This window comes from Larkinella humicola (genome assembly GCF_008727875.1).
GTDB lineage: Bacteria > Bacteroidota > Bacteroidia > Cytophagales > Spirosomataceae > Larkinella > Larkinella humicola.
In genome coordinates, this window is sequence record NZ_VTWS01000003.1 from 251,211 (window position 1) to 277,850 (window position 26,640).

A 26,640-nucleotide genomic window follows, 5' to 3' on the forward strand; every position below is an offset into this window, starting at 1 on the left:
AACTTATCGAAAGCCTACCGGAAATACGGTCTAAAAAAGTTGATAGGCTAAATTTAGCGAACGGTATGTACCTGCTGCTAAAACTCTGACTGTTACCGAATTGTTACCCAAATTACCAAAAAAGCAATAAAAATTCAATCAAGAGTAACATACTTTTTTTGATTCAAACAAAAGCGAGCGAAGAGGTTGGAATCCAGTCGGAAACTCTTTACCTTTGCACTCCTTAAATCCACCGACCCGTTCCAACTGGGCTGGTGGTGAGACCGTTCCAGAACTGATTTATTTTATAATATTACCATTGTCATGAAAAAAGGCATCCATCCGGAATATAGAGACGTCGTATTCTGGGATCTGACCAGCGATCACAAATTCCTGAGTCGCTCGACCATTCAAACGAAGGAAACCATCGAATACGAAGGCAACACCTACCCGGTTGTGAAAGTCGAAGTAAGTTCGGAATCACACCCGTTTTATACCGGCAAGAACGTTCTGCTCGACACTGCGGGTCGCGTTGATAAATTCCTGAAACGGTACGGTAAGAAGTAATCCTATCGACACCTGAAAAAGCCGTCATCAGACCCTTCTGATGGCGGCTTTTTTGTTTTCTTTACACGTAACTTAGCGGTACGATGAAAATATTGATACTCGGTGCCACGGGTCGCACGGGAAAAGAATTGCTCGATCAGGCGTTGAAAGCCGGTATTTCCGTTCACGCGCTGGTTCGGGATATCGATAAAGTGAAAATGACCTCCCGCAACCTCAAGCTGTTCGAAAGCAAGAAGCTCGACCGAACGGCGCTCCGGCTCGCCATGCTCGGCTGCGATGCGGTTTTAAGTACCCTCAATATCTCCCGAGCCTCCGATTTTCCGTGGAGCAGTCTGCGAACGCCGAAGGATTTTCTCTCCAACACGATGCGAAACGTGCTGGAGGTCGCCAACGAACTGCACATCAAACGGATTATTATCACCACCGCCTGGGGCGTCAATGAAACCAAAAAGGACATCCCCGCCTGGTTTCGCTTCGTCATCAACTACAGTAACGTGGGCGTCGCCTACCGCGATCACGAGCGTCAGGAACAGCTATTGGCCGCTTCGCCGAGCGACTGGACGGCGGTTCGCCCCGTCGGGCTGACGAATTCAAAGAAGCCGAGACAAGTCCGGATTACGATTAACAATGAGCCGAAACCCAATCTGACCATCAGCCGCTCTAACGTCGCCCGGTTTATGGTCGAGATTTACAAAACCGGTGATTATCCCAAAGAAGCGGTTACGATTTCGGAGGTGTAAGAACTCGTACCCCACGAATCAGAGTTCCGGGCTACCTGCGCCTTTGATGCCAGTGGTTTTAACCACGAACAGATAACCCGCCAGCGGCTGTTCGGCCAGTTCCTGCTGGCTTAAACCGGTTTTGGCGGAGGTGATGTACAAATCATCCAGCGACTCGCCCCCGAACGTACAGGATGTAATCCGGGCGGCTGGCAGGCCGATCTGCTGAAGCCGTTCGCCGGTGTTGGGATTGCAGCGAACCACCTTCCAGCCGTCCCACAGGGCAATCCAGAGCATGCCTTTTTCGTCGATGGTCATGCCATCCGGAAAACCGTCTACTTCCTCAAATTGGATGACCACCCGCTTGTTGGTAATCGTACCGGTGTGTACGTCATAGTCGTAGGCTACCACTTGCCGGGTTGGCGAGTCGATGTAATACAACAGGCGGTGGTCGAGACTCCACGCCAGCCCGTTGGAACAGGTGACGTTGTCGACCTTGACCGAAACCGAATGATTTTGATCCAGCATGTACAACGCTCCCGCACCGGGTTCGTCCGTAATCGACATGGTTCCCGCCCAAAACCGCCCGGCGGGGTCGCATTTTCCGTCGTTAAACCGGTTGCCGGGCAGATGAACTTCCGGATCGGCAATCGGAATGACGGTTTCATTTTCCAGCGAAATGGTATGAAAACCGTGCTGAAGCGCGGCAATCAAATCGCCGGTGGGTTGAAGGGCAATGGCTCCCACCATCTGCCCGGTTTTAAAAACACGGTGTTCACCGCTGACGGGGTCGAAGGAATGGATTTCGCCTGGCAGAATATCCACCCATAAAATGCGTTGCTTTTCCGCATCCCAAACCGGGCCTTCGCCCAACTGGCAGGAATGATCGAGGACGGTTTCCCAGTTGTTTTGATTCATTTTACTTGTATTTAGCAGCCCCCAACCCCCTAAAGGAGGCTTAAAAATGGCTTCACTAAGCCCCTTTAGGGGGTTGGGGGGCTAAGCATACCGGATGTAAAAGTACAGAACCATCGCGGTAACTATCGCCCACCAGATAAAAGGATTTCGCAAACCGCGCTGCTGGTCGCGTTCGGCGGGGAGCAGTGAAAGGCTCTCCTTGTTCCAGATCAATCCCACCAGTTCGGCTTCTGGCTTGGGTTTAGTCACCAGACTAACCAGCACGCAGAGCAACATGCAGGTCCAGAAAACGATGCCGGTGCGGTTGAAAAACGGCATGGTCGGAAAGATCATTTCGAGGGCAATGGAAAGCGGAATGGTCAGAATACCAGCGGTTAGTGCGCCCGCGTGGGTGGTGCGTTTCCAGAGAATACCGAGCAGGAACATCACCGCAATGCCGGGGGTGAACAACCCGTAGGCATTCATCAGATACAGAAAAACCGGTTTGTCGGACTGGGTCATGAACAACCCCGTGCAGAGAATGCCCAGCACGATGATCGTTGCTCCGGCAATTCGGCCAAACCGCACCGCCTGGGCGTCCGACGCGTCTTTTCGGAAATAGGTCAGGTACACATCCACCGTCAGAATCGTGGTGCAGGAGTTGATAGCCCCGGAAAGGTGCGACATTACCGCCGAAATCAGACCCGCCATCACCAGCCCGACCAGGCCCGCCGGGAGCAGATTCTCGACCAGTGTGGGAAAGAGCAAATCCGGTTTTTCGAGGTTCGGGAACAGTTTGGGCGCCACCAGCGCCGGAACCGTAATGATGATCGGAATGAGAAATTTGAGGTAATCACCGAAGACGACGCCCATCCGTGCGTGCCACTCGTTTTTGGCCGCTAGCACCCGTTGCACGATAAACTGGTTGGTCGCACAATAGAAAATACTGATGCACAACGTGCCACCCAGGTACATTGTCCACGGAAAATCCGGGTCGTTGGCGGGTAGAATGAGATCCCAGTCTTTGGACGTTTCCATGACGGCATCCATTCCGCCAGCCGCGTTGACCGTGGCAACCGTCAGCGCCACCCCGCCCAGTACGAGGACGATCAATTGCAGCATTTCGGTCCAGATTACCGCCCGTAAACCGCCCGCGATGGTGTAGATACCGGTAAAAACCGCTAAGACCAGGATGCTGGCAATGACCGGAATCCCCAAAAGCGAGTGCAGGGAAAGGGCCCCCAGATAGAGAACGGCCGCAATTTCCACGAAAACATACGTCAACAGAATCAGGGTTGCGTACGTGGTTCGGGCGGCCGCGCCGAACCGCTTTTGTAAAAATTCGGGGATCGTATAAAAACCGTTGCGGATGTAAAACGGGAGAAAAATCCAGAGCAAGGCGTTGAAACCGATCAGGATGGCCCCCCACTCCATGGCAATGGCGACAAAGCCCCGGCTGTAGGCCACGCCCATCGCGCCGACCAAATGGTGACTGCTGATGTTGGACGCAATGATGCTGCCGCCGATCATCCACCAGGGCAATTTGTCGCCCGCCAGAAAATAATCTCGCTTGGTTTGTTTGCCCTTGCGGGAGGCATAAATGCCCAATGAAATAACGCCCAGAATGTAAACGCCAAAAATAATCAGGTCAAGCGTCGATAGATTCATGTTGGAGTAATGAACGGGTAATACGAGTGGCTTTTTCGGTCAGCAGTTCCAGCGAACCTTTTTCGAAAGGCGATTGCCAGACGGGATAAATATCTTCGGCATACAGATTTTCGGGGGGCAAATAACCGGTCGAGCCGTTTACAATGTTCATCACGGCAACGGCATTCGGGGCCAGTTCTGCCCGCAGTTGCTGCTGGAATTCAGAATAGGCTTCGTTGGGCTGCCCCACCAGCACAGAATCGCCCAGCCGCCAGACCCAAAGCGGCATGTGGGTGGTGTCGCCATCGCCGACGGTTTTCCGGATGCCGCGTCTTCGCCAGATGCGTTCCTTCAGAACATTATCCTCGCATTCGGCCCATTGCGTTTCAATTTCCGCCAGCGACGGCAGCGGTTTTAAGGGCAGTTCCACCTCAATCATCTCAACCGAAAGAACCGTAGAAGGCTGATAGGCTTCTTTTTTCCAGACTGCCAGGGGCGCGCCCGATTCAACGATGCCGGCAAACGAAAGTTGTGTTTTGGGTGGTAAAATCGCTTCCAATGTAGACAAAACCGCATACCCCAACTGCCGTCCGTAGGCATCGGCAATACCGACATCACCGACGTATTGCTCGCGCGGTGCCAACTCTCCGCAAGCGCCCAGCAGGAACAACATCGGCGCGTCGGTGGTCTTCTCCACTACTTCCCGCAGGGCACCGATGTAGTCGGGCGAAATCAGGCGATTTTCCCAGGCCAGCGTCGTCGGATGGCAGGCGTAATTGACGAGGGTTCCCAGCGTTTGGCCCTGCTCATTGGCGATTTGTCCGACAAGCAGTGTATCGTCGGCACTTTTTTCGGGGTTCCAACCGCAGATAAATCGGTCTTGATCGGCGTCCGGCAAATCGCGGTTGCTGGCCAGATTGCATTTCCCATAACCCCAGGTCAGCGTGGCCGGTTCTGCATTGGACAAGGCCATTTGAATCGCCTGAATCGCCTTTGTCTGAATAAACCGGAGGTACGGTTCCACGAGGTGACCGCCCTCTTTCGACGCGTCATCGCGGCTGAGACTCGGCCCGGCGTGCGTGTGTGACAGGCAGAACATCAGCCGCGACGGATCGAGCGACACGGCTTCCAGAATCCCGTTCCGCAAAAACCGCTCGTCGTCGGAACTGCGCCACCACCCCAGATCCGCGCCGATCAACACGAGCGGTTCGGCTTCGCTGGCGGTTTGAAACGTCACGCAGGTCAGCATCAGCGGCCGGTGAATGCCCTCGGCAGCTTCGTGCGTGGCGGCTCCCCAGTTGCGGGCGTAAATGCCCACCGGCGGGGTTATATCCGTCTGGGAAACACCAATAAAACCGGTGAACGACGGTTGTTTAAAGGCAGGGTATTTTTGAGATTCCATTCTCCAGGTAGTTAATGGTTTTATAATTACCAGCCCACGGTTTCAACCGTGGGGCCAGAAATGTGATTTGCGAATTACCGACAACCGTTTTAACGGTTTTAAAATCCTGAAACCGTTAAAACGGTTGCCACATTTGGTTTTCTTTTCGCGTAATCCCAGGGTTAAAACCGTGGGTAATCCTTTGATTATTCGTACTATAATCAGGTTTTACGGATTAATAACCGTTCGATTTCTTCCAGCGATTTGCCTTTCGTTTCGGGAACGGTGATGACGATGAAAACAAAATAAATCAGCAGTAAAACCGCATAGATTCCAAAGGTAAGCGGCATTCCAAACTGCGATTTCATGACCGGAAACGAACCGATTACGACAAAGTTGGCCATCCACAACGACAGAGTTGCCAGCGACATCGCGCTGCCCCGGATGCGGTTGGGAAAGATTTCGGAAAGAATCACCCACGTAACCGGACCGATGGTGGCAGCATAACCGGCAATGAACAGCAGAATAAAAAGTAACGCCCAAAAGCCGGGAAGCTGGAAATAAAAGGCGAAAGCCAGCGCCAGAATATCAGCCGACAGCAATGCCGAACCGACCAGCAGCAGTTTTTTACGACCCACTTTGTCGATGGTCGCAATCGCGACAAAGGTGAATACACACAGAATAATGCCCAACAAAACCGATTGCAGAAAAGCCGAATCTTCGGCGATGCCGACTTGCTTAAAAACTTCGGGTGCGTAGGCGACGAGCGGCCCGCCAATCTGGGAAAAGAACGCAACAACGATTCCGATCAGAACAATAACAAAAACGTCTTTCCGGAATAAAAAACGGAGATCTTCCTTCCTGATCGCAGAAAAACTGGCACGGATGGTTTTGCTTTCGGCTTCGGCATACGCACTGCCGCCAATCTGGGTCAGCACCATCCGGGCTTCCTTTTCCCGGTTTTTACTCATCAACCAGCGCGGACTTTCGGACACGAAAAACAAACCGAGAAAGAACAACAACGCGGGGACGGACTGCGACGAAAACATCCAGCGCCAGTTATCATCACCCGTATAAAGCAGCAGGTAATTGGAAAGATAAGCCAGCAAAACGCCGAGCGTAACGGCCAGTTGATAGAACGAAACCAGCCGCCCGCGCCAGGGAGCCGGGGCCATTTCGGCAATGTAGATCGGGCAGACCAGAGCCGCACAGCCGATGGCGATCCCGCTTGCGATGCGGAAAGCGACAAAAACCGGAAAAGTCGTGGCCCAGCCGGTGCCGACGCCGGTGATGGCAAACAGGAACGCACTGACTAACAGCATCCTTTTCCGCCCTACCAGATCGCTCAATCGCCCGGAAACCAACGCTCCGATGGCGGCCCCAACGCTGATGCAACCCACCGCCCAGCCGGTTTGCAGGTCGTTCAGTTGAAAATGCTGACTGAAAAAATGAATCGTCCCCGAAATGATGGCGGTATCAAATCCGAACAGAATTCCCCCCAAAGCCGCTATCGCATTAATCCGGTAGATATAGGCTTTGTTATACGCAAAATCGCCGGAAGCAAACGCGTCGGTTGCCGTGAGTACCAAAGCCATCTGTCGTGTCTGGTTTATGGTTTATCGTCTATGGTTTTCGCCGTTTTTCTCCAAACTAGACCTAACCGTTTGTTGAGTTTACTTCTTTGCCTTGGCACTTTCTACGCTCAGAAATTGCGTCGTATTTTCGAGAATACCGGACGCGTCATCGTGGAGAAGTAAAGCATCGTCCGGCACCGTTTGCAAAGGCGTAATGCTGGAAGGTGTTTCAGTAATGTAAGGCGGATTGGTCTGCCGGTTGTAGGCCGAAATGAGCGACCAGCGGGCGGTATCGGAGAGATTGGCTTCTGACCGGTGGAGAATATTGCTGTGAAAAAAGAGCAAATCGCCCGGTTTTAATTCGACATACACCAGTTCCATGGTTTGCAAGGCGAAGTCGACGTATTGCATGGAAGCCCCGACCTGTTCGCCGGAAAAACCGTGTTCGACCCGGCCCATTTTATGCGACTTTTTAATGACCTGCAAACAGCCGTTTTCTTTCGTCGCTTCCGTCACGGCCACCATTACCGAAATCATCTGATCCGGAAATAAATAACCGTTTTTGTACCAGTAGCCGTAATCCTGGTGCCATTCCCAGGCACCACCCACCTTCGGTTCTTTCTGCATCAGTTTGGAATGAAAATGACAAACCGGGGCCTTTCCGTCGAGCAGTTTATGCACCGAATCGACCATGCGTTCGCTGCGGGTCAGCAAGCCATACACATCGTTTCCCGGCGTAAACCACAGTGCCAGTTTCGTTTTTTTACCGGCTTTATCGTCCAGGTCAAAACTGTTTTTTCGGATCGCTTCATCTTCGATGGCAACCCGGTAGAGTTTCGCCACTTCGTCGGCGTTTAAAAAACCGGGAATGATCAAATAGCCATTTTCATGATACGATTCAACCTGTTTATTGGTTAGACTAAAGGCCATAGTGGTAGGGTTTAAGTCAATAAGGAAAGTCCGCCATCCATCAGCAATGTGCTGCCCGTCATGTGCTCATTATCCGGGTGGCAAAGCTGAACAATCTGTCTGGCAACCGCTTCGGCACTGATCAGTTTTTTGATCGGAACCTGATTTCGGGCCACCTCGCTCGATGCCGGGTCTTCTTCCCAAAACCGCGCGCTCAAACCGGCATTGACATAGCCGGGCGCGATTTCGTTCACCAGAATCTGGTGCGGGGCCAGTTCCAGCGCCAGACACTGGCAGAGCATCCGGAGACCGGCTTTGGAAACGCAGTAGGCCGGAATGTGGGGATGCACCGCGTGGGCGGCCCAACTCCCGACGAACACCACCCGCCCCGGACGCTGGCGGGCCAGCAACCGGGCGGTGGCACTTTGGGTTAGGTAAAAAGCTCCGTTCAGATTGACATTCAGTTCGTTGGCCCACTGCTCCGGCGTGATCTCGTGAATACCGGCTGGTGTAACCGTGGCGGCATTGGCAATGACGAGATCCGCCACCCCGAGCGTATGTTCGACCGCCAGCACCCAGTCCTGCACGGCACCGGCGTCCGTCACATCGACCTGCGTGTAGTGGCTGGCTACCTCAAATTGCTTCAGTTCGGCCAGAAATGCTTCCGCCTTCGTCGGTGGAGCGATGTCGCCGATGGCAATGGCGGCCCCGTTTCGGGCAAACTCCAGCACGGTCGCCCGGCCAATGTCGCCCAGTCCGCCACTGATCAGGACGGTTCGGTTTGTAAATAAGTTGTCCACGCTGCCTACGGTTTTAATCTTTCACGTAACGTCATGCTTTCATTCGGCTAACCCTGTCTGTTTTTGTTTACCCCGGAGGGGTAACCTGTTAATAGCTGAATGGAGTTAAGCCACCAAATTTAAGCCCCGGCAGGGGCGCCCTAAAGGGATTCTTGTATGTATTTAGGACGCCCCTGCCGGGGCTTAGATAGGGCCTTGTAAACGATTTTTCTATTAACAGGCTACCCCTCCGGGGTAAACAAACGCAGACAAGGTTAGCCTATCCTACAGGACTGCCTTTGGAAATTTCAGGGCGGTCAATTTTTACCAATCACCCACACTGCCGTCTTTGTAAAAAGTCCGCTGCAGCACTTCCTGCTGGAACGGATGTTTTTTCACTTCGTCTTCGTCGATTTCGATACCCAGCCCCGGACGCTGATTCGGAAAGACAATCCGGCCTTTTTCCTGAACGGTGAACCCTTCGCTGACCACATCGACCCGCCAGGGAACGTCGTTGTGGACACTTTCGCAAATGATGTAAGATGGTGTGGAAAAGCCGAATTCGATGGAGGCTGCGGTGCTGACCGGCCCTTGTGGATTGTGCGGGGCTACGGAAACCCGGTAGGCTTCGGCCAGGGCCGCAATCCGGCGCACTTCGCTCAGTCCTCCGCAGTGCGTAATGTCGGGCTGAATGACGCTCACCGCCCGTTTTTCGAGCATTTCGCGGAACGCATGAACGCCAATCAGCCGTTCACCACTGGCAATCGGCGTTTTGACGGCGCGTTGAATGAGCGCAATATCGTCCATCGTTTCCGGCCAGCATGGTTCTTCGAAAAAGTATAACCCGTACGGTTCGAGGGCTTTGGCAAACTGCATGCCCATGCGCGGAGAAGGACGAGCGTGGCAATCGACCATGATGTCGATTTCGCTGCCGACGGCTTCGCGCATGGCTTTGACGCAGGCTTCGGCGTAATGAACGGGTTGCAAGCCTTCCAGCGACATCGTTTCCGGAACGGCCATCGACTTGAACGCCGTAAAACCGTCGGCCACGGCCTGTTGCGCCAGCTCGCCAAACCGGTTGGCGTCGTCGGGTTTGGTCTGGTAGAAATCTTCCATTTTCCCGCCCCCCAGGTGGCAATACAGCCGGATGTAGTCCCGAACGCGGCCACCCCAGAGTTCATGACACGGAACCCCGTGGATTTTGCCGACAATATCCCAGAGCGCAATGTCGATGCCGCTGATGGCGGTGCCGCGCACAATGCCGTTGCCGTGCCAGAAATGCTGGCGGTACATCATCTGCCAGAGGTGTTCGATGCGCCGGGGATCTTCGCCGATCAGCAGTTGCGACAGGTCTTCAATTGCCCCCACCACCGAGCGCGTGTGCCACTCGAGCGTCGCTTCGCCCCAGCCCCACAAACCGGGTTGATCGGTAATCACTTTCACAAAAATCCAATTCCGCATCCGGGCATGGCAAACCTGTGTTTCAATGGCCGTAATCTTCATTTTATTCGGTACTGTTAATCAGGCGATTTGGGTGGACAGCGTTTTTTTGAACAGGTGGTTGACCACATCCTCGGTTCGTTCCAGGGTTTCCTCAATATCCTGAACCGTGTGGGCAAACGAAATGCTGCCCTGTTTGATTGGCAGGGGAAAGTTGAAAACACCTTTCTCGATCAGTTTCACGCGGTACGTTTTATCCAGCACGAAATCGTGGTGTTCGGCAATATCGTGAAAATCGACGGGCGCGTGATCCATAAAATACAGGCAATACGCCGAGCCCTGCCGCGCCAGGTGAAAAGGCCGACCCGTTGATGCGAAGATCGTGTTCAAACCGTCTTCCAGCATCTGACCGAGCCTATTGACGTGGTCGTAGACATTGTGTACCGGCGAAAGCAGTTTTTTAAGGGTAGCGATGGCGGCTACGGTGGTCAGCGGAAAAGCGTTGTACGTGCCCGCAATCAGCACCCGTTTGGCTTTGTCGGGATGAATAAAATAGTCCAGATATTCTTTTTTTCCACCGATAACGCCCAGCGGATAGCCGTTGGCGACGGCTTTTCCGAACGTACTTAAATCCGGTTGGATGCCACATATGCTCTGGTAACCGCCAATGGCGTGGCGAAAACCGGTTTTTACTTCGTCAAAAATGAGCAGAAAACCGGCTTCGCTGGCCAGTTGCCGCAAGCCTTCCAGGTAACCCGGTTGCGGTTTCACGATGCCCACATTCTGCAAAATGGGTTCAATAATCAGACACGCGACCGGATGCCGCTTCAACACGTAGCGGACGGAGTCGAGGTCGTTGTAGTTAATGATGTGGACCAGTGATTTATGAACCTCCGGAATCCCCGCCGAAAGCGCATCGAACGGATACTCGCCGGGGCTGACGCGCGGCCCCACATCGGCGAGGCTGCTGATGACGTTGCAGGCCACGTCGTTGTGCCAGCCGTTGTAGCCGCCCTGGATCACGATGACGTGATCGCGGCCCGTGACGGCGCGGGCGATGCGCATGGCGTGGTAGGTAGCTTCGGAGCCGGTTGACGTAATCTGGAGACTTTCGACGGAAGGCACGCTGTTGCAGAACAACTCCGCAAACTGCCCTTCCAGATCGGTGGGTCCCGCGCCCATCAAAACCGTCTGTTCGCCCAGCGCCTGCCGAACGGCTTCATTAATATCCGGATCGTTGTGGCCGAGGAACGTAGCCGCAAAACCAGCCTGATAATCAATGTATTCATTTCCTTCAATATCCCACACCCGGCTACCCGACCCTTTTGTAAAGCAGATATTGGGGTCCGATTTCCGGTTGAGCGATACAACCCCACCGGGGATCCATTGTTCGTTGGTTTTGAGAATTTCCTGCGATTTCGGCCACTTGTTCATTGTTAATTCAGGTTGATACAGTTGATGTTTGTTTTCGGTTTACGGTATTTGGTTTACAGTTTACGGTGGGCTGACGCGTTCAGGAAAACTTGCGTCAGCCCCGGCGGGGAACCGCACCGTAGCGACGGCCCGGCGTAAACTGTAAACCGAATACCGTAAACTATTAATCGAAACTCGGGATTTTCAAATATTCGCCGTCTTTCAATGCCGATTGGTGGGCAACGATTCCGGGCGCGGTGTAGGCCAGCGCTTCGTGAATGTTGACCAACGGTTGGCGGTTGTTGACGATGGCGTCGATGAACTCGTGGGTGATGAACGTGTGCGAACCGCCGTGGCCGCTGTCGTGCCGCATGGGGGCCGGCAGCATGTCGGTTTCCCACCACTTTGGCTGTTTAAACGTCTCGGTGGTGTTTTTAGCCACCTGAAACCCGCCGTGATCCAGCCCTTCCTTGGCATCCGACCGCACGATAATCGATTCGCCGGGTTCGGCCTGGGGCATGAAAAAGCTCATTTTCTCGCCCCGCCATTCGCCCCGCTCCACATTCCGCAACGCTCCGCGCCAGTTGACTTCCACCCGAAACGGCGTATTCTTATTGGTCTTGAAAAAGGCGGTTTCGTTCCAGAACGGGTTTTTGTAGGGATTGCCTTTCAGAACCGGGCTGTTGTCGCCCCAGCCCATGCCGCTGACGTGCGTCAGGCGTTCGCCCGTGACCGAAATCAGAAACGAGGTGCAGTGCGTCGGATACAACATCGGCGGCAAACCGTGGCGCCAGGTTGGTTTTCCGTTTTCAAAATAAAGCACCTCCAGGCCGGGGTGATTGTATTCGGCAGCCGCGCTAAACAAGGTTCCAAACTCCCCGGCTTTGTACATTTTCCGAACCGAAATCGTGCTCTGCATGAAGGCGCTGGTTTCGGCCATCATGTAGGTCAGCCCGGATTTCTTGACGGCATCCCGCAGTTTGGCGCAATCTTCCAGGTTCAGAGCCGCCGGAACGGCGCAGAGAACGTGCTTCCCGGCTTTCAGCGATGCCAGCACGTGACTGGCGTGATCGGGTGCGGGCGTGGCCAGAAAAACCGCTTCGATTTTAGGGTCCTGCAGCAGTTTGTCGAGCGATTCGTAGCTTTTCGTACACTTGTACGTCTTCATCAGGGCCTCCCGACGCTCGGGGCGCAGGTCGCTGACTGCTTCGACGGTACAATTCGGATGTTCATGGAAATAAAAACCGAGGCCAAACCGACCGCCGACAATGCCAATCCGCACTTTCCGATCCGCTGACAACTGGCCCGCGAACGCAAACCGGGAAGACACCGATAGTGCGGCTGCCGAAACACCGGCCATACTCAGAAAGGCGCGACGATTGAGTGAATTATTCATACTGTAAAGAATAAATTTGCCCCTAATCCCCTAAAGGGGACTTTAAAATCCGGATGTTTCGGCGTCCAAGTCTCCTTCAGGGGAACGGGGGCGTTAAGGGTTAGGATTAGTCAAACTTTATACATTCCACAGTTTATACTGCGGAATTTTCAGCGTCTCGCCGTTTTTCAGCGCCGACTGGTGGGCGACAATCCCCGAAACCGTCAGGTTCAGCGCCATGACGATGTTGACAAGCGGATGGCGATCCTGCAAAATAGCCGTCAGAAATTCGTCCGTCAGCCGTCCGTGCGAGCCACCGTGACCGCCCGATTCGACGCCGGGGGGCAAGGCGGGGCGAATCAGATCGGGCAGGTTTTTCTCCAGCCCTTCGTATTTGCCGTAGAACGATCCTTTCTGTCCGCGAACGCGGCCCCGTTCGCCGTGGTCACCGGGCGTATCCCAGCTCACCGCCATCCGTGACGAACCGCCTTCACTGGTGCGGAACATCGCAATTTCGGAGCCAAACGGGTTGTTGTACCGGTTGCTGCCGGGTTGCATTTGCTTGGAAATACTCGGCATACCCAGGCAGGAAACTTCGGTGAAACTGCCGTTGGTGACGCCCACATAATACGCGTTGGAGTGGGTCGGATAGTATTGCGGAGGCAAACCGACGCGCCATTCCTTGTAGGATGGCAGCGGGTCGTCCATGTAGTGATAATATTCGCCTTCCGAATAAACGAGTTTGCCCAAACCGCCAGCGTTGTAAATCTGGCGCATGGCATACAGATCTTCGTGAAAACAGGACGTTTCGAACATCATGTATTTTTTGCCGCTGGCTTTCACCGCTTCATACAGCCGGTCGGCATCTTCCAGCGAACCAAAAACCGCCGGAACCGCCGTGGCCACGTGTTTGCCGTGCTGAAGGGCCAGGATCGCGTGTTTGGCGTGGCTCGGCGCATCGGTGGCGATAAAAACCGCTTCGATCGTATCGTCTTTTACCATTTCTTCGAGCGACGGATACGTTTTCGAACACTTGCAGGCTTTGGCCAACTGGGCGCAGCGATCGGGGAACAGATCGCTCACGGCCACAATCTCGACGTTGGGATGGTTCTGGAAACCAAACTCCGCCCCGAATTTACAAAGACCGTAGCCGACAATGCCGACCCGGATTTTGCGGTCCGAAACCGGCACCCACTTTTTGGCCGCGCTGGCGGTTTCCTGCGTCCGTTCAAATCCCTGAATGGCCGGTTTTCCGGCAGCAGCCTGCGCGGGTTGCTTTCCGGTCGAACAGCCCGGCAAAACGCCCAGGGCGGTAACACCCAGCCCAAGCGATTGCAGAAACGAACGGCGGTTGAAAGGACTGGTTTCCTTTGAATTCAGTGGCGTCCCGTCCGATGCTCCGGACGAAGCCTGAGGGTTGCTGTTAGGGTTAATCATAGCGGAAATAGTCAGAATAGATCAAAAATTAATACCCCGGATTTTGCTTGAGTGTCGGCTTGCCATCTTTCGTGCTCAAATCAATCTGAGCCTGCGGAATGGGATAAAGCTCGTTCTTTCCTTTGGTAAAGAAAGCGCCTTTCATGTAATCCTGATTAAAGTACTTGGGAACAGCCGCTTCGTACTTCAGGTATTTGTTCAGATACGTGGCCATGTAACCCGTGCCGTTGTCGTAGCGTTGCAGATCGAAAAACCGGTGGTGTTCGAGCGCCAGTTCAAGTTTGCGTTCAAACCGGACGGCTTCGCGGGCAAACTCCTTCCCTTTCTGAACAAACTGCCCGCTATACAATCCTACCTTGTAATTAGCCGCCGGTTCGTTGGTGAAGCCTTTCAACGGGGCCGCATTGTCAATGTATTTCTTCACAAAACCAGCCGGATTGGCCGCCCGCGCCCGGATTTGGTTGACGTAGATTTCGGCCTGCGCCAGACTCCCCACCTCCACCTCGACCTCAGCCGCCCACAGCAGCACATCCGCAAAACGAATCAGGCTGTAGGGGTTGTTGGTGTTCGCATTTTCGCGATCGGTGGCGATGCGGGCCTGCCAGGCAATGTTTTTGATGACGCTATACGGCCCACCGGTATTCTGCTGCCGAATCCAGGCCATGCCCGGATGAATGCCCCAGTCCAGGTACGGTATGCCCCGGCGACCCACCACCCAGTCCAGCCGGGAATCCAGTGTACCGGCGTAGGGCGTAAACGGTGCCGACGATTGCAGCCCCTGGTCATTCGTAACGAGGTTGTTGTTGTACGTATCGATCATCGGCAACCCATTGGCGTCGGTCTGGTACGAATTTACCAGGTCGAACGAAGGCTGCAACCAGCCGTAGCAGCACGACGGCGGACCACCAAACGGGCCGTTGTACATGTCGGCAGCATTCCCGTTGGCCCCATTGGCCCCGTCATAAACCGACATCTGAACAGTGAAAACCGCTTCCGGTCCATGCTTTTTGTCGGTTCTGAAATTGTCGGCATACTGTTCCGCCAGCGCATACTTCTTGCCGTTGGACGTTACGCCACTGGCGATGATCTCGGCCAGCAACGGTTTGGCTTCGGTGAATTTTTGCTGAAACAGATACACTTTCGCCAGAAAAGCCTTAGCGGCCCATTTATTGGCCCGCCCGACATCGGATTTGGTCGGCGTCAGGTTGTCAGCCGCGTATTTAAAATCCGCTTCAATTTTAGGCCAGATGGGATCGGTATTCGAAACGTTGTAATTCCCGGCATCATAGCCAATCGACTCATCCACAAACGGCACGTTCCGCCACAGCTTGGCGGCTTCAAAGTGATAGACCGCCCGCAGGAAGATGGCTTCGGCTTTCATCTGGGCCGCTTCATCGGCCGTCAGTTCGGTAACCTTGGGTAGTAAACGCAGGACGTCATTGGTCCGCTGAACGGCGGCATACAAAAACTGCCAGCGTTCATTGGTCGACGAACTGGTCGGATCGTGGGTATAGGCCTCGTAGGAAGCCAGCAAACCGTTCGGCTCCGTTCCCACGTGCGCATCGCTGGACGCCATACTCGACAAAACCGTCGGGCTGCTCCAGAAACTTCCACCCGTGGCGCCTACGCCGTCGAGCAATGAGTAGGCCCCGATCAGAACCCCTTTAATACCGGACTTGTTCGCCAGGGTACTTTCGCTAATCGAACCAATGGGTTGTTTTTCCAGATACTCTTCCGTACAGGCCGACAACGACAAAAGCGATACCAGACAGCCTGTTAAAATCGGTTTTAGATAACTTCTTTTCATGATTTCTATTTTTTAACAGGAGGTGTTTTAAAAGGATAGATTAACGCCGAAAAGAAAATTCCGCTGGTTGTTCGGGTAATTCCCAAAATCGACCCCAAAAGCCGAGCTGCTACCACCTAACTCCGTATCCAGGCCGGTGTAGTTGGTAATCGTAAACAAATTAGCCGCCTGCGCATAGACTCTTAATTTACCGATGCCCGCTTTTTGCAAAAGCGTTGGTTTCAACGTATACCCCAGGATTAACGACCGCATCCGCAGGTAAGAACCGTTTTCGACAAAATAGGAGTTCAACGCACCGGACGTGCTTAAGGAAGCACCGGTTTCGATAACAGGGACGGTTGTGTTGGTATTCTGCGGCGTCCAGGCATTGAGCAGGACGTTGCTTTTATTCCCGACATAACCGGCATAAAAATGCGTGTAAGACCGAATGGTATTGACGATTTCGTTCCCCTGCGATCCATAAAAAATAGTGGACAGGTCAAAGCCTTTGTAATTTAACCCGAGGTTAATTCCGTACGTAAAATCCGGATTCGGACTACCCAAAAAAGTACGGTCAGCGGGTGTTATGACGCCATCACCGTTGACATCGCGGTATTTAAAACGGCCCGGAGCGGCACCACTTTGCGCGGGCGATTCGGACACTTCGCTCGCCGAATTGAAAAGACCCAGAATATCATACCCGAAGAACGAACTGACGGCCTGCCCCTCCTGATTCCGGACCAGATTACCCATTCCCTGTAAGCTCGATGTTTCAAAATAACCGGGGTTCGGAATGTCGACCACGAGGTTTTTATACGAGGTGATGTTGGCCCCAACCGAAAACTGCAATTCATTGGCAATCGTACCGCGGTAGGTCAAGGACGCGTCGACCCCTTTGTTTTGGATATCGCCAATATTGACCACGGGCGCGGTTGCACCGCCAACCGTGGCCGGCAGCGGCTGCGTGAACAGCAATCCATTGATGGATTTCTTGTAATATTCGACCGAAATGTCCAGTTTGTTGTTGAACAGACTGGCATCGAAGCCCAGGTTGGAAACGATGTTTTCTTCCCAGCCCGCATTCGGGTTGCCAATCCGGGTTTGAATAAATCCTTGTTGAACGGTGTTGCTGGTTCCGGCAATGTCGTAGTAGGCCGTGCCATAACCGCCCCCGTATAAGCTGAAGGCGTTTTCGGGTGCTACGTTGTTCTGGGACCCCAGAATACCGTAACTTCCCCTGATTTTCAGGTCACTCAGCCAGCTTATGTCTTTCATGAAACCTTCGTTCGAAACCCGCCAGCCCAGCGAAACGGACGGGAACACGCCATACCGTTTTTCGCTACCGAAGCGGGAAGAACCGTCCCGGCGAATGGTGGCACCGATCAGATACTTATCGTTGTAGGCGTAATCGACCCGGCCGAAAACAGAAAACAGGCTGTTGATGTATGCATTGCTGAAATTGGTAACCCCCGTGGTTCCATTCCCCAGAATAAGGTAATCATAATTCGTGGAGAAAAACCGCTGCGAACTCCCGCCAACACCTCGGCCGGAGCTTTTAATGGCTTCCGAACCGACCAACGCCTGAATCGAATGTTTGCCAAGCTGGGTTTCGTATTTGAGCGTGTTGGTCCACGTCAAGGTGCTGTTAAAACTGGCATTTTCCGAATAACTGTTCGGACTGCTGTTCCCCTGTTTGTTCTCATACTGCGTAAAATTAAAGCTCTGCCCGTAGTTGTTATCGATCGTTGCACCGAAGCTCGTACGCGCCGTAAAGTTTTTCAGAAAATCTACTTCAGCATACGCATTCCCGACGATATTCCAGGAATTGGAACGGTTATTAATATTCCGCTTCTGCATGGCTACCGGATTCTGGTTACTGCCTAAACCAGGCCCGGCAAATGTGCCTCCGTAATTGCCTTTAATGTCATACACCGGGATAATCGGCATCATTTTATAAACCGCTGATAGGGTACCAAATTCAGACTGGTTACCGAAGCCCGGGCTATCCCGGTAAAAAACGTTCGCGTTCTGCCCAATTCGGATATTTTTTCCCACTTTAAAAGCCGTATTGACCCGCGCTGAATAGCGTTTCATGTAGGTTTCGATCAGAGTGCCCTGCTGGTTGATATAGCCCAGTGACAGCAAATAATTGGACTTATCGGTTCCCCCGCTGGCGGTCAGGTTATGACTCGTCATGGGTGCTGGTTTAAAGAGTTCGTGAAACCAGTCAGTACCGGTTTTATTGACCTGCTGAATCAGGTAATTGTTGGCGGTATTGATCGGATCGTAACTGTATTTAGACGGATCAACGGCCGGGTCCCCGGCTTTGGCCACACCGGCAACACCCGGCCCTGCATACAAATAGTCTGGCATCCCGTTAGCAAAAAGTACGTTATTAGGCGTGGCAATTTTGACCACTTTCATAAAATCCTCGGAATTCAGCAGGTCGAACGGATTGCCGGGCAAAGGCATCTGCATCCCATAATACGCATCATACGTGATGGTGGGCTTGCCGGATTTCCCTTTTTTCGTGGTCACGATCAGAACCCCGTTGGAACCCCGAACGCCATAAATAGCGGCTGCACCGGCATCTTTCAACACCTGAATCGACTCCACATCGTCGGCACTGATGTTGTTCAGATCGGCCTGAATCCCGTCGACCAGCACCAGCGGCTGCGTATTGCCGAAGGACGTAACGCCCCGAACGAAGATGTTGCTGCTCGCACCCGGAACCCCCGACGTGATGACATTGACCCCGGCAGCCTGCCCCTGCAGGGCCTGAACCGCCGAACCCGCCGGAAACGATTTCACGGCTTTCATATCGACCACCGCCACCGAACCTGTAATGTCTTTCTTCCGCTGGCTTGAATATCCGGTCACGACTACTTCATTAAGCAACTGCAAATCAGATGTTAAACTAACATTGATCGTCGTCTGGGAATTTACCGTAATCTCTTTGGTAACGTAGCCAATAAACGAAAAAATCAGGATATCGCTCGGCTTGGCACTGATGGTAAACTGCCCGTTGGCACCCGTGGCCGTCCCGCGGCTGGTCCCTTTGATCACGACGTTAACGCCGGGCAAGGTCGCCTGACCATTGTTGTCCACGACTGTTCCCTGGATTTCCCGGGTGTCCTGAGCGGACAACCGCCCGTTTGTACCGAGGAAAAGGGCAAACAGCAGGACAAAGCACGGCCCTATCTGGTAAAACTTTCTTCTTTTCATACACCAATACGTTTTGAGGTTGATTAAGGGGTCTTGACTCACTACTTGGCACTCGTACGCGGGGAACTCACTAGCTCAGGCCCTTCTTCAGGAACTGAATAACGGATACAGGCTTACTTCGAAAAGAGAATCGTAAACAAATCCCGAATCAGACAATTCAGGCTTGGTGTAAAGTCGATGGCTTTAACGGGCTTTTGTGTTCTGGTAGCACACCTTCATTCAATCAGGGCAGAACACAAAAAATTGGGTATTTACTAATACTATACGTACCCGGAGTAAGATCCGACATACTAAATAGCCGATTTATGCTTACAAATATAGATTCTATTTGTTAACAAAAAAATATTCTATTCTTTTTTTTCACTTTATACAAATTGTGTAGAACTGCCAGACCTATACGCTGGTTTCCCGAACCGGCGTATTCAGGGACAGAAGTGGAAGAGGGGCATGGGAAAGGGAAAATCAACCCGATATCTTAAAAGGGAGCGGCTATTGGTAAACCGGTGCAGCAGACTGCGGAGAAGAGGGCAATCAGAAGAAAACAGGGGATAAAAAAATGGCCCTCAATCGAGGTCCAGGGTGGCTACTTCACCGCGGATGAGGTGCCGGGTAAGGGTTTCTTCGGCGAGTTTGAGGTCTTTTTCTTTCAGGGCTTTCAGAATCTGCCGGTGTTCCATGTCCGTGAGTTCATAGTCGTCCATGTGCGTCTGGGCCTGGCCTAACTTCTGATGGAAAAGGGGAATATTGCCGGACTGGTACAGATTTCGGAGTTTTTCGTTGTCGGCACTATCGATCAAGGTTTCGTGGAATTTTACGTCGGCTTCGCAGGCCCCGCCGAAATAACCGCGCTGAATCATGGACGTAAAATCCTCACATATTCGCTCCAGCTCGTCGATGTGTTGCTGGTCTATTTTCTGAATGGCCAACCGGATGGCGCCCAGCTCCAGAATTTCCCGCAACTCCCGAATCTGCTGGATGTCGGCAGCAATGAGGGACTTCACAAAAAAACCGCCTTTTTCGCCCAGAACCACCAACTGCTCACCCAGAAGCCGGGTGAGTGCCTCCCGAATGGCCATGCGGTTTACTTCCAGTTTGCTGGCCCAAACATCTTCCTTCAACCGCATTCCGGAGACCAGCTGATTGGACAGGATTTTTCTTCTTAGTTCGGTATACGCTTTATTGGCCAGTGAATCCTCTTTCATCCGATTAGTAATGTAAACGAGATTGGTACTCTAAAGTAAACAAAAACCCATTTACTGTAAAGTTAATTAATAATTTGAGTGCCGCAAAAAAGATCAAAGAAAGGCCTGAAAGAGCGAATGAAGGGAAGTCTGAGCTCTGCCCAACGGCTCAGTGCTGGCTTAACCAGTTAAAATAGTCTTTTTCGACAGCAGCCCCGTTGTGGAATTTGCCGATAACCTTCCCGCTGGCATCGTAAGTCAATTTGTGAAACGTATGGTCGTGGTTCGGATAGGCCCGGAGCGTCAGGTTGGTCTTACCCCGCCGGGCAAACGCCAGCGGCAACACATCATTGGAAGTTGCCCCCACGTCGGCGGTGCCATACAGAATGCAGACCGGGATGGTCAGCGCCAATAAAAAATCCGGATTGTGTCCGTGCGAAAACGAGTACATCGTCCGGTTCGGATCGCCTTCCGTTGCGCTGGTGTTCAGGGAATCCCGGCACAGGGCCACCCAGTCGTTTTGCAAGGCTTCGACCCGGCGCTGCGCTTCTTCCTGCGTGTATTCCCCCGTATAGCCTTTCATTCGCTCGGTGCGCAAAATGGATTGAAAACGACCGTCCAGATTGCCCGAAAAGCCAATCAGATGTGTTACCTGTGGGTTGGTATAAGCGGTTTTGATGGCCACATGATAGCCTTCCGAACCACCGGCAATAACAACCCGTTTCGGATCGGCCCAGGGCTGGCTCAAGACAAACCGCAGCACAGCGTTCGTCTGATCGACGTAATAATCAAGGTAATTGCGTGACTGATAGGCCTTCGGATACATCCCGGTTTTGGGAGCCGACGGGCTGCTGAACAAGGTATCCAGGTACGAATCAGTAACAATCAGTGGAATACCGGGTTTGGCAATCATGATGCTGTAATACTCCGCTTCGTGGTCGTAGCAGGTGGCGGGCAGTTCCGTCAAAGCCGGTCGGTTCGTTTTCGGATTGATCGTAAACAGGGGAATGGGTAACGACCCCTGCCGAAACAGAAAAATGGGCTTGCGCTGGGTCAGTTCTCCCTTCTTAGCGACTACGGCAAACGTGATGGAATCGCCCTGAAAAGGAATGGTGAAAACCGTGTAGTCGCCCAGAGCGCGTTGCGAAGGCTGGGAAAATACGGGATTAGCCAGGGTGCTAACGAACAGAAGAGCGAGGAGAAATTTCACGGTCAAAGTAGTTATCTATATGCCGGTAAAGGTAAACGAACCGACTGGCCGTCTCCAAGTTAAGGTTTGTTAAATAAGGGGTTGGGTGACCGCCAGTAAAAAGCCCCGCCGGAGAATCCAACGGGGCCAGGGTGAGGAAGTAGTCAGGAAAAATCAAAAACCGGCGTTTTGCACCAGATTGCGATTGTTGTCGATCTCGCGCTTCGGAATCGGCAGCAGCAGTTGGTTGGCGGTGAAGGTTTTGCCGTATACCGTCGTATGGCCCACAAAATTGTCCCAGGCTTTGGTTACATCGTTGCGCACTTTCCGCGTCCGGATCATATCGAACCAGATTTTGCTCTCGAACGCCAGTTCGTAATACCGCTCCGCCCAAACCGCCTGCTCGAACGCATCCACGCCCGTTGCCGTTACCGGAGCCAGTTTCGCCCGCGCCCGAACATCGTTGAGTGCCTTCCGCGCCTGGGCGTTGGGGCTGCCTTCGGCCCGGTTGGCAGCCTCGGCATACATCAGCATGACATCGGCCAGCCGGTAAATGGTGTAGTTGATGTTGGCCTTGGCATCGCTATCGACGGCCTGTTTGTCAAAGTACTTGTATACATAATAACCGCCCAGTTCGAGTTTGTCGCGACGCGGGTCGCCCAGCGGATAATCCGACGGATGACCTTTGTAGAACGTGTAATAGAACTGCTTTTCTTCCGTCCGTTTATCGCCCTTTTCGTAGCTTTCGACAAACTCCTTCCGCGGAATCAGCCCGCCGTATTCATCGGCATAGGCCGCAATGCCCCGAAACGCCGGCAGGGTTACAGGCGTCATGCCGTTGTGGCGGATGTCTTTCTCGTGCTGCACCTGCAGAATGAACTCCTTCTGGTTGCGGTTGGCCGGGATAATCATGTCCGTATACTCCGTAAACAAGGTATAGGTGCCATTGTCGAGGATTTCTTTGGACCGTTTGGCCGACTCGGCATACGCCTGCGTACCCGCTCTGACCGGGAAACCGGCATACGTCAGATAGACGTCGGCCAGAATGGCTTTGACGGCTCCCATCGATATTTTGCCTTCCGTGTCGCGCCAGGGCAAGGTCGATTTTTCGGCTTCCAGCAGGTCCGGAATGATGATTTCGTCGTAAATCTCCTTGACCGGCGAACGGTTCGTCTGCACCTGACTCAATTCCGTAATTTGTGAGGTTATTTTAGGAATATCGCCAAACATGCGCACCAGCTGAAAATAATACAACGCCCGCATGGTTTTGGCTTCCGCAATCATGTTGGTTTTGGTGGCCGCAGGCAGGGTCGTAAATTCGCCGATCTTCTGAATGGCCAGGTTGGCGCGGGCAATACCGGCATACAAACCCGACCACCAGTTGTCGATGTAAAACGCCCGGGCGTCGTATTCCAGGTTGTAGAATTTGAACGCTTCGGTTTGGGAATTGCCGTCGGCTTTGCCCGTCATAAACTCCAGCAGGGAAGCGTTGTTGCCGCCCCAGCCTCCGCCCCCGTTGTTCCAGGTACCGATTGTGGAATACGCACCGTTGACAAAAGCCCGGGCAATTTCGGGGCTGGAAACCGACGACGAAGTGGTGAGCGAACCCGTCGGGTTTTCTTTCAGAAAGTCTTCGCAGGACGTCAGGGTCAAACCGAGTGCCGCCAGGGTATAGATGATCTGTTTTTTCATGATTTCAGGTTCGGGGATTAAAACTGGACATTCAAACCGACGCTGAACGTACGGGGTCGGGGATACTGGAAAAACTCAATATTCTGAATCAATGGCCCGCCAAATGCCGTCAGGGCTTCCGGATCGTAGCCCGAATAGTCGGAGACCAGGAAGAAGTTCTGTGCGCTGGCATACACCCGCAAACGCTGGAAATTGACCTTGCCGATTTTGGTGGGCAGCGAATACCCCAGTACCAGATTCTGCCCCCGAATGAACGAGCCGTCTTCCATCCACCAGTCGTCCATGGCAGTGTCATACCCGGCGTTGTAGTGGCGGATTTCGGCAATCATGCTGTTCTGGTTTTCCGGCGTCCAGGCCCCCAGAACCGTCCGCGAACTGCTGGCGATGGCCTGCCGGTCTTCCACCGAGTGCTTCGTGGCATTCACGGTGTTGACGCCCATCACAAACCGGATGTCGAACGACAGGTCAAACTTGCCGAACTGGAACGTATTGCCCACGTTCAGGTTCCATTTGGGATAAGCCCGACCGATGATGGTTTCGTCCGAACCGTCGATTTTCCCGTCGTTGTTCAGATCCGCCCACTTGATATCGCCCGGCAGGCGGTTGTATTTGGCCGCCAGATCAGCCTCCGAAGTGCTGAAGGTTCCCAGCCGTTTGCGCCCCCAGAACGACCCGATCGGTTGCCCGACCCGCAGGATGTTGGTTTGGCCGAGGAACCACGGTCCCGGAAAAATGTCGTCGTTGTTGGCCCCCAGTTTCAGGATTTTGTTTTTGTTGGTCGAAAACGCGAGGTTCGTCGTCCAGGAGAAATTGCTCGTGGCCACATTGCGGGTGTTGATCCCGATTTCCAGCCCTTTGTTTTCCACCGAACCGATGTTTTGCGTAATCACACTCAAGCCCGTCGACCACGGAATCGGGGCATCCAGCAACAGGTCTTTCGTAATTTTGTGGTAGTAATCCACCGTCAGATCGACGCGGTTGTTGAACAACCCGATGTCGGCCCCGATGTCCAGTTGGTTGGTATATTCCCAGCGAAGATCCGGGTTGCCGAACGAACTGCGCCAGATGCCGGTTTGCCGCACACCACCCAGCAACACATCCCCCGTGCCGAGAAACTGCTGTGAGCGGTATTGCCCGATTTCCTGGTTACCGGTTTTTCCGTAGCTGGCGCGTAATTTCAGGTTCGACAGCCACGAAACCGGCTTCAGAAACTCCTCCTGACTCACGTTCCAGGCAATGGCCGCCGAGGGGAAAAACGCATATTTGTTGTTGGCCCCAAACTTCGATGCCCCGTCGTAACGCCCGGTAACCGTAAACAGATAACGGTCTTTGAAGTTGTAGTTCAACCGCGCAAAATAGGAGTTCAACGACCATTCCTGATCTTCGGAAGACGGTTTTTGCAGGCTGGTTCCGACGCCGAGGTTGTGGTATCCCCAGAAATCGTCGATGAAATTCTGGGCTGCGGCAAAATACCGTTCCCAGGAGCGTTTCTGCCACGACAACCCGGCCAGAGCCGAAATGGTGTGGTCATTTCCGATGGTCTTGTTGTAGTTCAGGTAGTTTTCAAACTGCCAGTAGTATTCCTGATTGCTCCAGATGTCGGCGGTTCCTTTCTGATCGGCCGACAGCGCGTTCAGGTCACGGCCCGAATAGAAGTTGTTTTTCTCAAACTTCAGTTCATACCCGAAGTTGGTGCGCAGCGTCAGGTCCGGCGTAAAGGTCAGCAACGAATAAATTTGTCCCAGCATCTGGTTTTTGGGATTGATCCGCATGCGCTGATTCGCAATCCGGACCGGGTTTTCGCCCCCTTCCATCCCCGGCCAGTCTTTGTTACGCCCCCAGCTTCCGTCAGGATACTGGATCGGCAGAATGGGTACGGCTTCCATCACCATCCGCGGCACATTCAACCCACCCGACGCATCGTCGACCTCGCGCTGGTTGGTCCGGTTCAGAAACATGCTTCCACCCAGTTTCAACCATTTCTTCACGTCGGTATCCAGCGTAAACTTGGCCGAATACCGTTTGAACCAGGAGTTCAGCATCAAACCGCCCTGATCGGTGTAGCCCAGCGCCAGGCTATACGACGTTTTTTCACTTCCGCCCCGAACACCCAATTCGTGGTTTTGCGCCCAGGTCGGTTTGTAGATTTCCCGCTCCCAATCCGTGTTATACAGAGGTTTGCCGTTGCTATCGAACAGATTCGGAAAGTTTTTTGGATCATTTCGCACGTATTTCCCGCTGGCAAACCCTTCGGGATCATACTTCTGGGCGTTATCATACGCTTTGTTATAGACGGACATGAATTCGTCCGACGACAGGACGCCGATGTATTTGGCGGGTGTGATGTACGATCCCCAGGTATCATACGAAACCTGCGTCGCCCCGGATTTGCCCCGTTTGGTCGTAATGATAATGACCCCATTGGCACCCCGCGCGCCGTAAATGGCCGTTGCCGACGCATCTTTCAAGACCTCCAGCGACTCAATGTCGTTGGGATTGATCAGGTTGGCATTGGTTACGCCGATAATCCCGTCGACCACATACAGCGGTTCCAGACTCGAATTGATCGAACCGACCCCCCGAATCCGGACCCGTGGTTGATACCCGGGGGCCGACGACATCACGGCCACATCGACGCCCGGAATCCGGCCCTGCAAGGCCTGGCCGATGTTTGTGGCCTGGCGGTCAAGCAGTTTTTCGCCCTTGATAGCCCCTACAGAACCGGTCAGGTCACTTTTCTTGACCGTTCCGTACCCGATGACCACCACTTCTTCCAGACTCCGGTCGTCCGACACCAGACTCACTTCCATCGTGCTCTGGTTGCCAACCGGCACTTCTTTTTTGCTGTACCCGATGGAACTGAAAACCAGCGTGGCATTTCCGTCTGTCACATCGAGCTGAAAAGCCCCGTTGGCGTCGGTGTTGGTTCCGCGGGTCGTGCCTTTTTCAACGACATTGACCCCCGGCAAGGGAGTTCCGCTGGCTTCTTTCACCACCCCGCGTACCGAAAAAACCACCGCTTGCGGTTGACTGACCTCCGTCATTTCTTCATTCGAGGTTGCTGCGGGTTCGGCTGCAGGCGTTTCTTTTTTAGACAATACAATCTGGTTATCAACCAGTTCGTAGGCAATTCCGAGGGGCATGAGCAATTTATCCAGCACCTCGGCCAGCCGGTCGTTGTGGGTTTGAAAGCTCACCCGCTGCTCCTGGATGATGCGGCTGCTGTACACAAATTTGATGTTGGCTTTCCGCTCAATTTGCATAAGGACCTCGCGCAAAGGGGCATTTTCGACTTTCAGGGCTACTTTCCGGCTGAGTTCGTCCTGGCCGGACCGATGACCGGCGAAGGTGGCCGATGACACGAAAACCACCAAAAGCAGGTGGAAGAACATTGACCGAAACGGCCATGCCCTGCCGCCTGGCGGGACGTAAAAAGGATTCTTCATAGTT

The 26,640-nt window shown here is 53.3% G+C and carries 18 protein-coding genes; 2 read left to right on the forward strand and 16 right to left on the reverse strand.

Annotation, left to right across the window (positions count from 1 at the left end; genetic code table 11):
- Positions 1 to 303: 303 nt before the first annotated feature.
- Together F0P93_RS13135 and F0P93_RS13140 are read left to right on the forward strand one after the other, a co-directional pair.
- Complete coding sequence (locus F0P93_RS13135) at positions 304 to 546, forward strand: type B 50S ribosomal protein L31 (RefSeq protein WP_138994361.1); 243 nt, start codon at positions 304 to 306, stop codon at positions 544 to 546.
- An 83-nt stretch (positions 547 to 629) separates the two neighbouring features.
- The gene (locus F0P93_RS13140; RefSeq protein WP_150876875.1) at positions 630 to 1,286 is read left to right on the forward strand and encodes an NAD(P)-dependent oxidoreductase; all 657 of its coding nucleotides are present in this window, start codon (positions 630 to 632) and stop codon (positions 1,284 to 1,286) included.
- Positions 1,287 to 1,304: 18 nt separating this feature from the next.
- Here the strand turns inward: F0P93_RS13140 and F0P93_RS13145 are convergent, their stop codons facing one another.
- The 16 genes from F0P93_RS13145 to F0P93_RS13220 form a co-directional block, all read right to left on the reverse strand.
- Entirely contained in the window at positions 1,305 to 2,183 is an 879-nt protein-coding gene (locus F0P93_RS13145; protein WP_150876876.1) for an SMP-30/gluconolactonase/LRE family protein, read from the reverse strand.
- 81 nt (positions 2,184 to 2,264) lie between these two features.
- On the reverse strand, positions 2,265 to 3,830 hold the full coding sequence (locus F0P93_RS13150) for an SLC5 family protein (RefSeq protein WP_150876877.1): 1,566 nt from the start codon (positions 3,828 to 3,830) through the stop codon (positions 2,265 to 2,267).
- A complete protein-coding gene (locus tag F0P93_RS13155; protein WP_150876878.1) occupies positions 3,811 to 5,211 on the reverse strand; it encodes a neutral/alkaline non-lysosomal ceramidase N-terminal domain-containing protein in 1,401 nt (466 codons plus the stop codon). Before F0P93_RS13155 ends, F0P93_RS13150 begins: the two co-directional genes overlap by 20 nt.
- A gap of 200 nt (positions 5,212 to 5,411) precedes the next feature.
- Positions 5,412 to 6,785, reverse strand: a complete 1,374-nt coding sequence (locus tag F0P93_RS13160) for a sugar porter family MFS transporter (RefSeq protein WP_150876879.1) — start codon at positions 6,783 to 6,785, stop codon at positions 5,412 to 5,414.
- A gap of 78 nt (positions 6,786 to 6,863) precedes the next feature.
- Positions 6,864 to 7,694, reverse strand: a complete 831-nt coding sequence (locus tag F0P93_RS13165) for a phytanoyl-CoA dioxygenase family protein (protein WP_150876880.1) — start codon at positions 7,692 to 7,694, stop codon at positions 6,864 to 6,866.
- Between the two features lie 11 nt (positions 7,695 to 7,705).
- The gene (locus F0P93_RS13170) at positions 7,706 to 8,473 is read right to left on the reverse strand and encodes an SDR family NAD(P)-dependent oxidoreductase (RefSeq protein WP_150876881.1); all 768 of its coding nucleotides are present in this window, start codon (positions 8,471 to 8,473) and stop codon (positions 7,706 to 7,708) included.
- Between the two features lie 303 nt (positions 8,474 to 8,776).
- Positions 8,777 to 9,955 (reverse strand): galactonate dehydratase, encoded by a 1,179-nt coding sequence (gene dgoD, locus F0P93_RS13175; RefSeq protein WP_150876882.1) that lies wholly within the window; start codon positions 9,953 to 9,955, stop codon positions 8,777 to 8,779.
- A gap of 18 nt (positions 9,956 to 9,973) precedes the next feature.
- Positions 9,974 to 11,326: an aspartate aminotransferase family protein gene (locus F0P93_RS13180; protein WP_150876883.1), complete on the reverse strand. Its 1,353-nt coding sequence runs from the start codon at positions 11,324 to 11,326 to the stop codon at positions 9,974 to 9,976.
- Between the two features lie 163 nt (positions 11,327 to 11,489).
- The gene (locus F0P93_RS13185; RefSeq protein WP_150876884.1) at positions 11,490 to 12,701 is read right to left on the reverse strand and encodes a Gfo/Idh/MocA family protein; all 1,212 of its coding nucleotides are present in this window, start codon (positions 12,699 to 12,701) and stop codon (positions 11,490 to 11,492) included.
- 117 nt (positions 12,702 to 12,818) lie between these two features.
- The gene (locus tag F0P93_RS13190) at positions 12,819 to 14,117 is read right to left on the reverse strand and encodes a Gfo/Idh/MocA family protein (protein ID WP_225309476.1); all 1,299 of its coding nucleotides are present in this window, start codon (positions 14,115 to 14,117) and stop codon (positions 12,819 to 12,821) included.
- 28 nt (positions 14,118 to 14,145) lie between these two features.
- Positions 14,146 to 15,924 (reverse strand): RagB/SusD family nutrient uptake outer membrane protein, encoded by a 1,779-nt coding sequence (locus F0P93_RS13195; RefSeq protein WP_150876885.1) that lies wholly within the window; start codon positions 15,922 to 15,924, stop codon positions 14,146 to 14,148.
- 27 nt (positions 15,925 to 15,951) lie between these two features.
- Positions 15,952 to 19,128: a SusC/RagA family TonB-linked outer membrane protein gene (locus tag F0P93_RS13200; RefSeq protein WP_150876886.1), complete on the reverse strand. Its 3,177-nt coding sequence runs from the start codon at positions 19,126 to 19,128 to the stop codon at positions 15,952 to 15,954.
- A gap of 563 nt (positions 19,129 to 19,691) precedes the next feature.
- Positions 19,692 to 20,330, reverse strand: coding sequence for a GntR family transcriptional regulator (locus F0P93_RS13205; protein ID WP_138994373.1), 639 nt, complete (start codon positions 20,328 to 20,330; stop codon positions 19,692 to 19,694).
- A 148-nt stretch (positions 20,331 to 20,478) separates the two neighbouring features.
- A complete protein-coding gene (locus F0P93_RS13210) occupies positions 20,479 to 21,519 on the reverse strand; it encodes an alpha/beta hydrolase family protein (RefSeq protein ID WP_150876887.1) in 1,041 nt (346 codons plus the stop codon).
- A 153-nt stretch (positions 21,520 to 21,672) separates the two neighbouring features.
- Positions 21,673 to 23,190 carry a RagB/SusD family nutrient uptake outer membrane protein gene (locus F0P93_RS13215; protein ID WP_150876888.1) on the reverse strand — a complete coding sequence of 506 codons (1,518 nt, stop codon included), beginning with the start codon at positions 23,188 to 23,190 and terminating at the stop codon, positions 21,673 to 21,675.
- 17 nt (positions 23,191 to 23,207) lie between these two features.
- Positions 23,208 to 26,636 (reverse strand): SusC/RagA family TonB-linked outer membrane protein, encoded by a 3,429-nt coding sequence (locus F0P93_RS13220; protein WP_225309477.1) that lies wholly within the window; start codon positions 26,634 to 26,636, stop codon positions 23,208 to 23,210.
- Between the last annotated feature and the right edge of the window lie 4 nt (positions 26,637 to 26,640).

Excerpts from the sequence above, each read along its gene's own strand:
- F0P93_RS13135 (WP_138994361.1), top strand. The coding sequence starts at position 304 with ATGAAAAAAGGCATCCATCCGGAATATAGAGACGTCGTATTCTGGGAT.
- F0P93_RS13140 (WP_150876875.1), top strand. The coding sequence starts at position 630 with ATGAAAATATTGATACTCGGTGCCACGGGTCGCACGGGAAAAGAATTG.
- F0P93_RS13145 (WP_150876876.1), bottom strand. The coding sequence starts at position 2,183 with ATGAATCAAAACAACTGGGAAACCGTCCTCGATCATTCCTGCCAGTTG.
- F0P93_RS13150 (WP_150876877.1), bottom strand. The coding sequence starts at position 3,830 with ATGAATCTATCGACGCTTGACCTGATTATTTTTGGCGTTTACATTCTG.
- F0P93_RS13155 (WP_150876878.1), bottom strand. The coding sequence starts at position 5,211 with ATGGAATCTCAAAAATACCCTGCCTTTAAACAACCGTCGTTCACCGGT.
- F0P93_RS13160 (WP_150876879.1), bottom strand. The coding sequence starts at position 6,785 with ATGGCTTTGGTACTCACGGCAACCGACGCGTTTGCTTCCGGCGATTTT.
- F0P93_RS13165 (WP_150876880.1), bottom strand. The coding sequence starts at position 7,694 with ATGGCCTTTAGTCTAACCAATAAACAGGTTGAATCGTATCATGAAAAT.
- dgoD (WP_150876882.1), bottom strand. The coding sequence starts at position 9,955 with ATGAAGATTACGGCCATTGAAACACAGGTTTGCCATGCCCGGATGCGG.
- F0P93_RS13180 (WP_150876883.1), bottom strand. The coding sequence starts at position 11,326 with ATGAACAAGTGGCCGAAATCGCAGGAAATTCTCAAAACCAACGAACAA.
- F0P93_RS13185 (WP_150876884.1), bottom strand. The coding sequence starts at position 12,701 with ATGAATAATTCACTCAATCGTCGCGCCTTTCTGAGTATGGCCGGTGTT.
- F0P93_RS13190 (WP_225309476.1), bottom strand. The coding sequence starts at position 14,117 with ATGATTAACCCTAACAGCAACCCTCAGGCTTCGTCCGGAGCATCGGAC.
- F0P93_RS13195 (WP_150876885.1), bottom strand. The coding sequence starts at position 15,924 with ATGAAAAGAAGTTATCTAAAACCGATTTTAACAGGCTGTCTGGTATCG.
- F0P93_RS13200 (WP_150876886.1), bottom strand. The coding sequence starts at position 19,128 with ATGAAAAGAAGAAAGTTTTACCAGATAGGGCCGTGCTTTGTCCTGCTG.
- F0P93_RS13205 (WP_138994373.1), bottom strand. The coding sequence starts at position 20,330 with ATGAAAGAGGATTCACTGGCCAATAAAGCGTATACCGAACTAAGAAGA.
- F0P93_RS13215 (WP_150876888.1), bottom strand. The coding sequence starts at position 23,190 with ATGAAAAAACAGATCATCTATACCCTGGCGGCACTCGGTTTGACCCTG.
- F0P93_RS13220 (WP_225309477.1), bottom strand. The coding sequence starts at position 26,636 with ATGAAGAATCCTTTTTACGTCCCGCCAGGCGGCAGGGCATGGCCGTTT.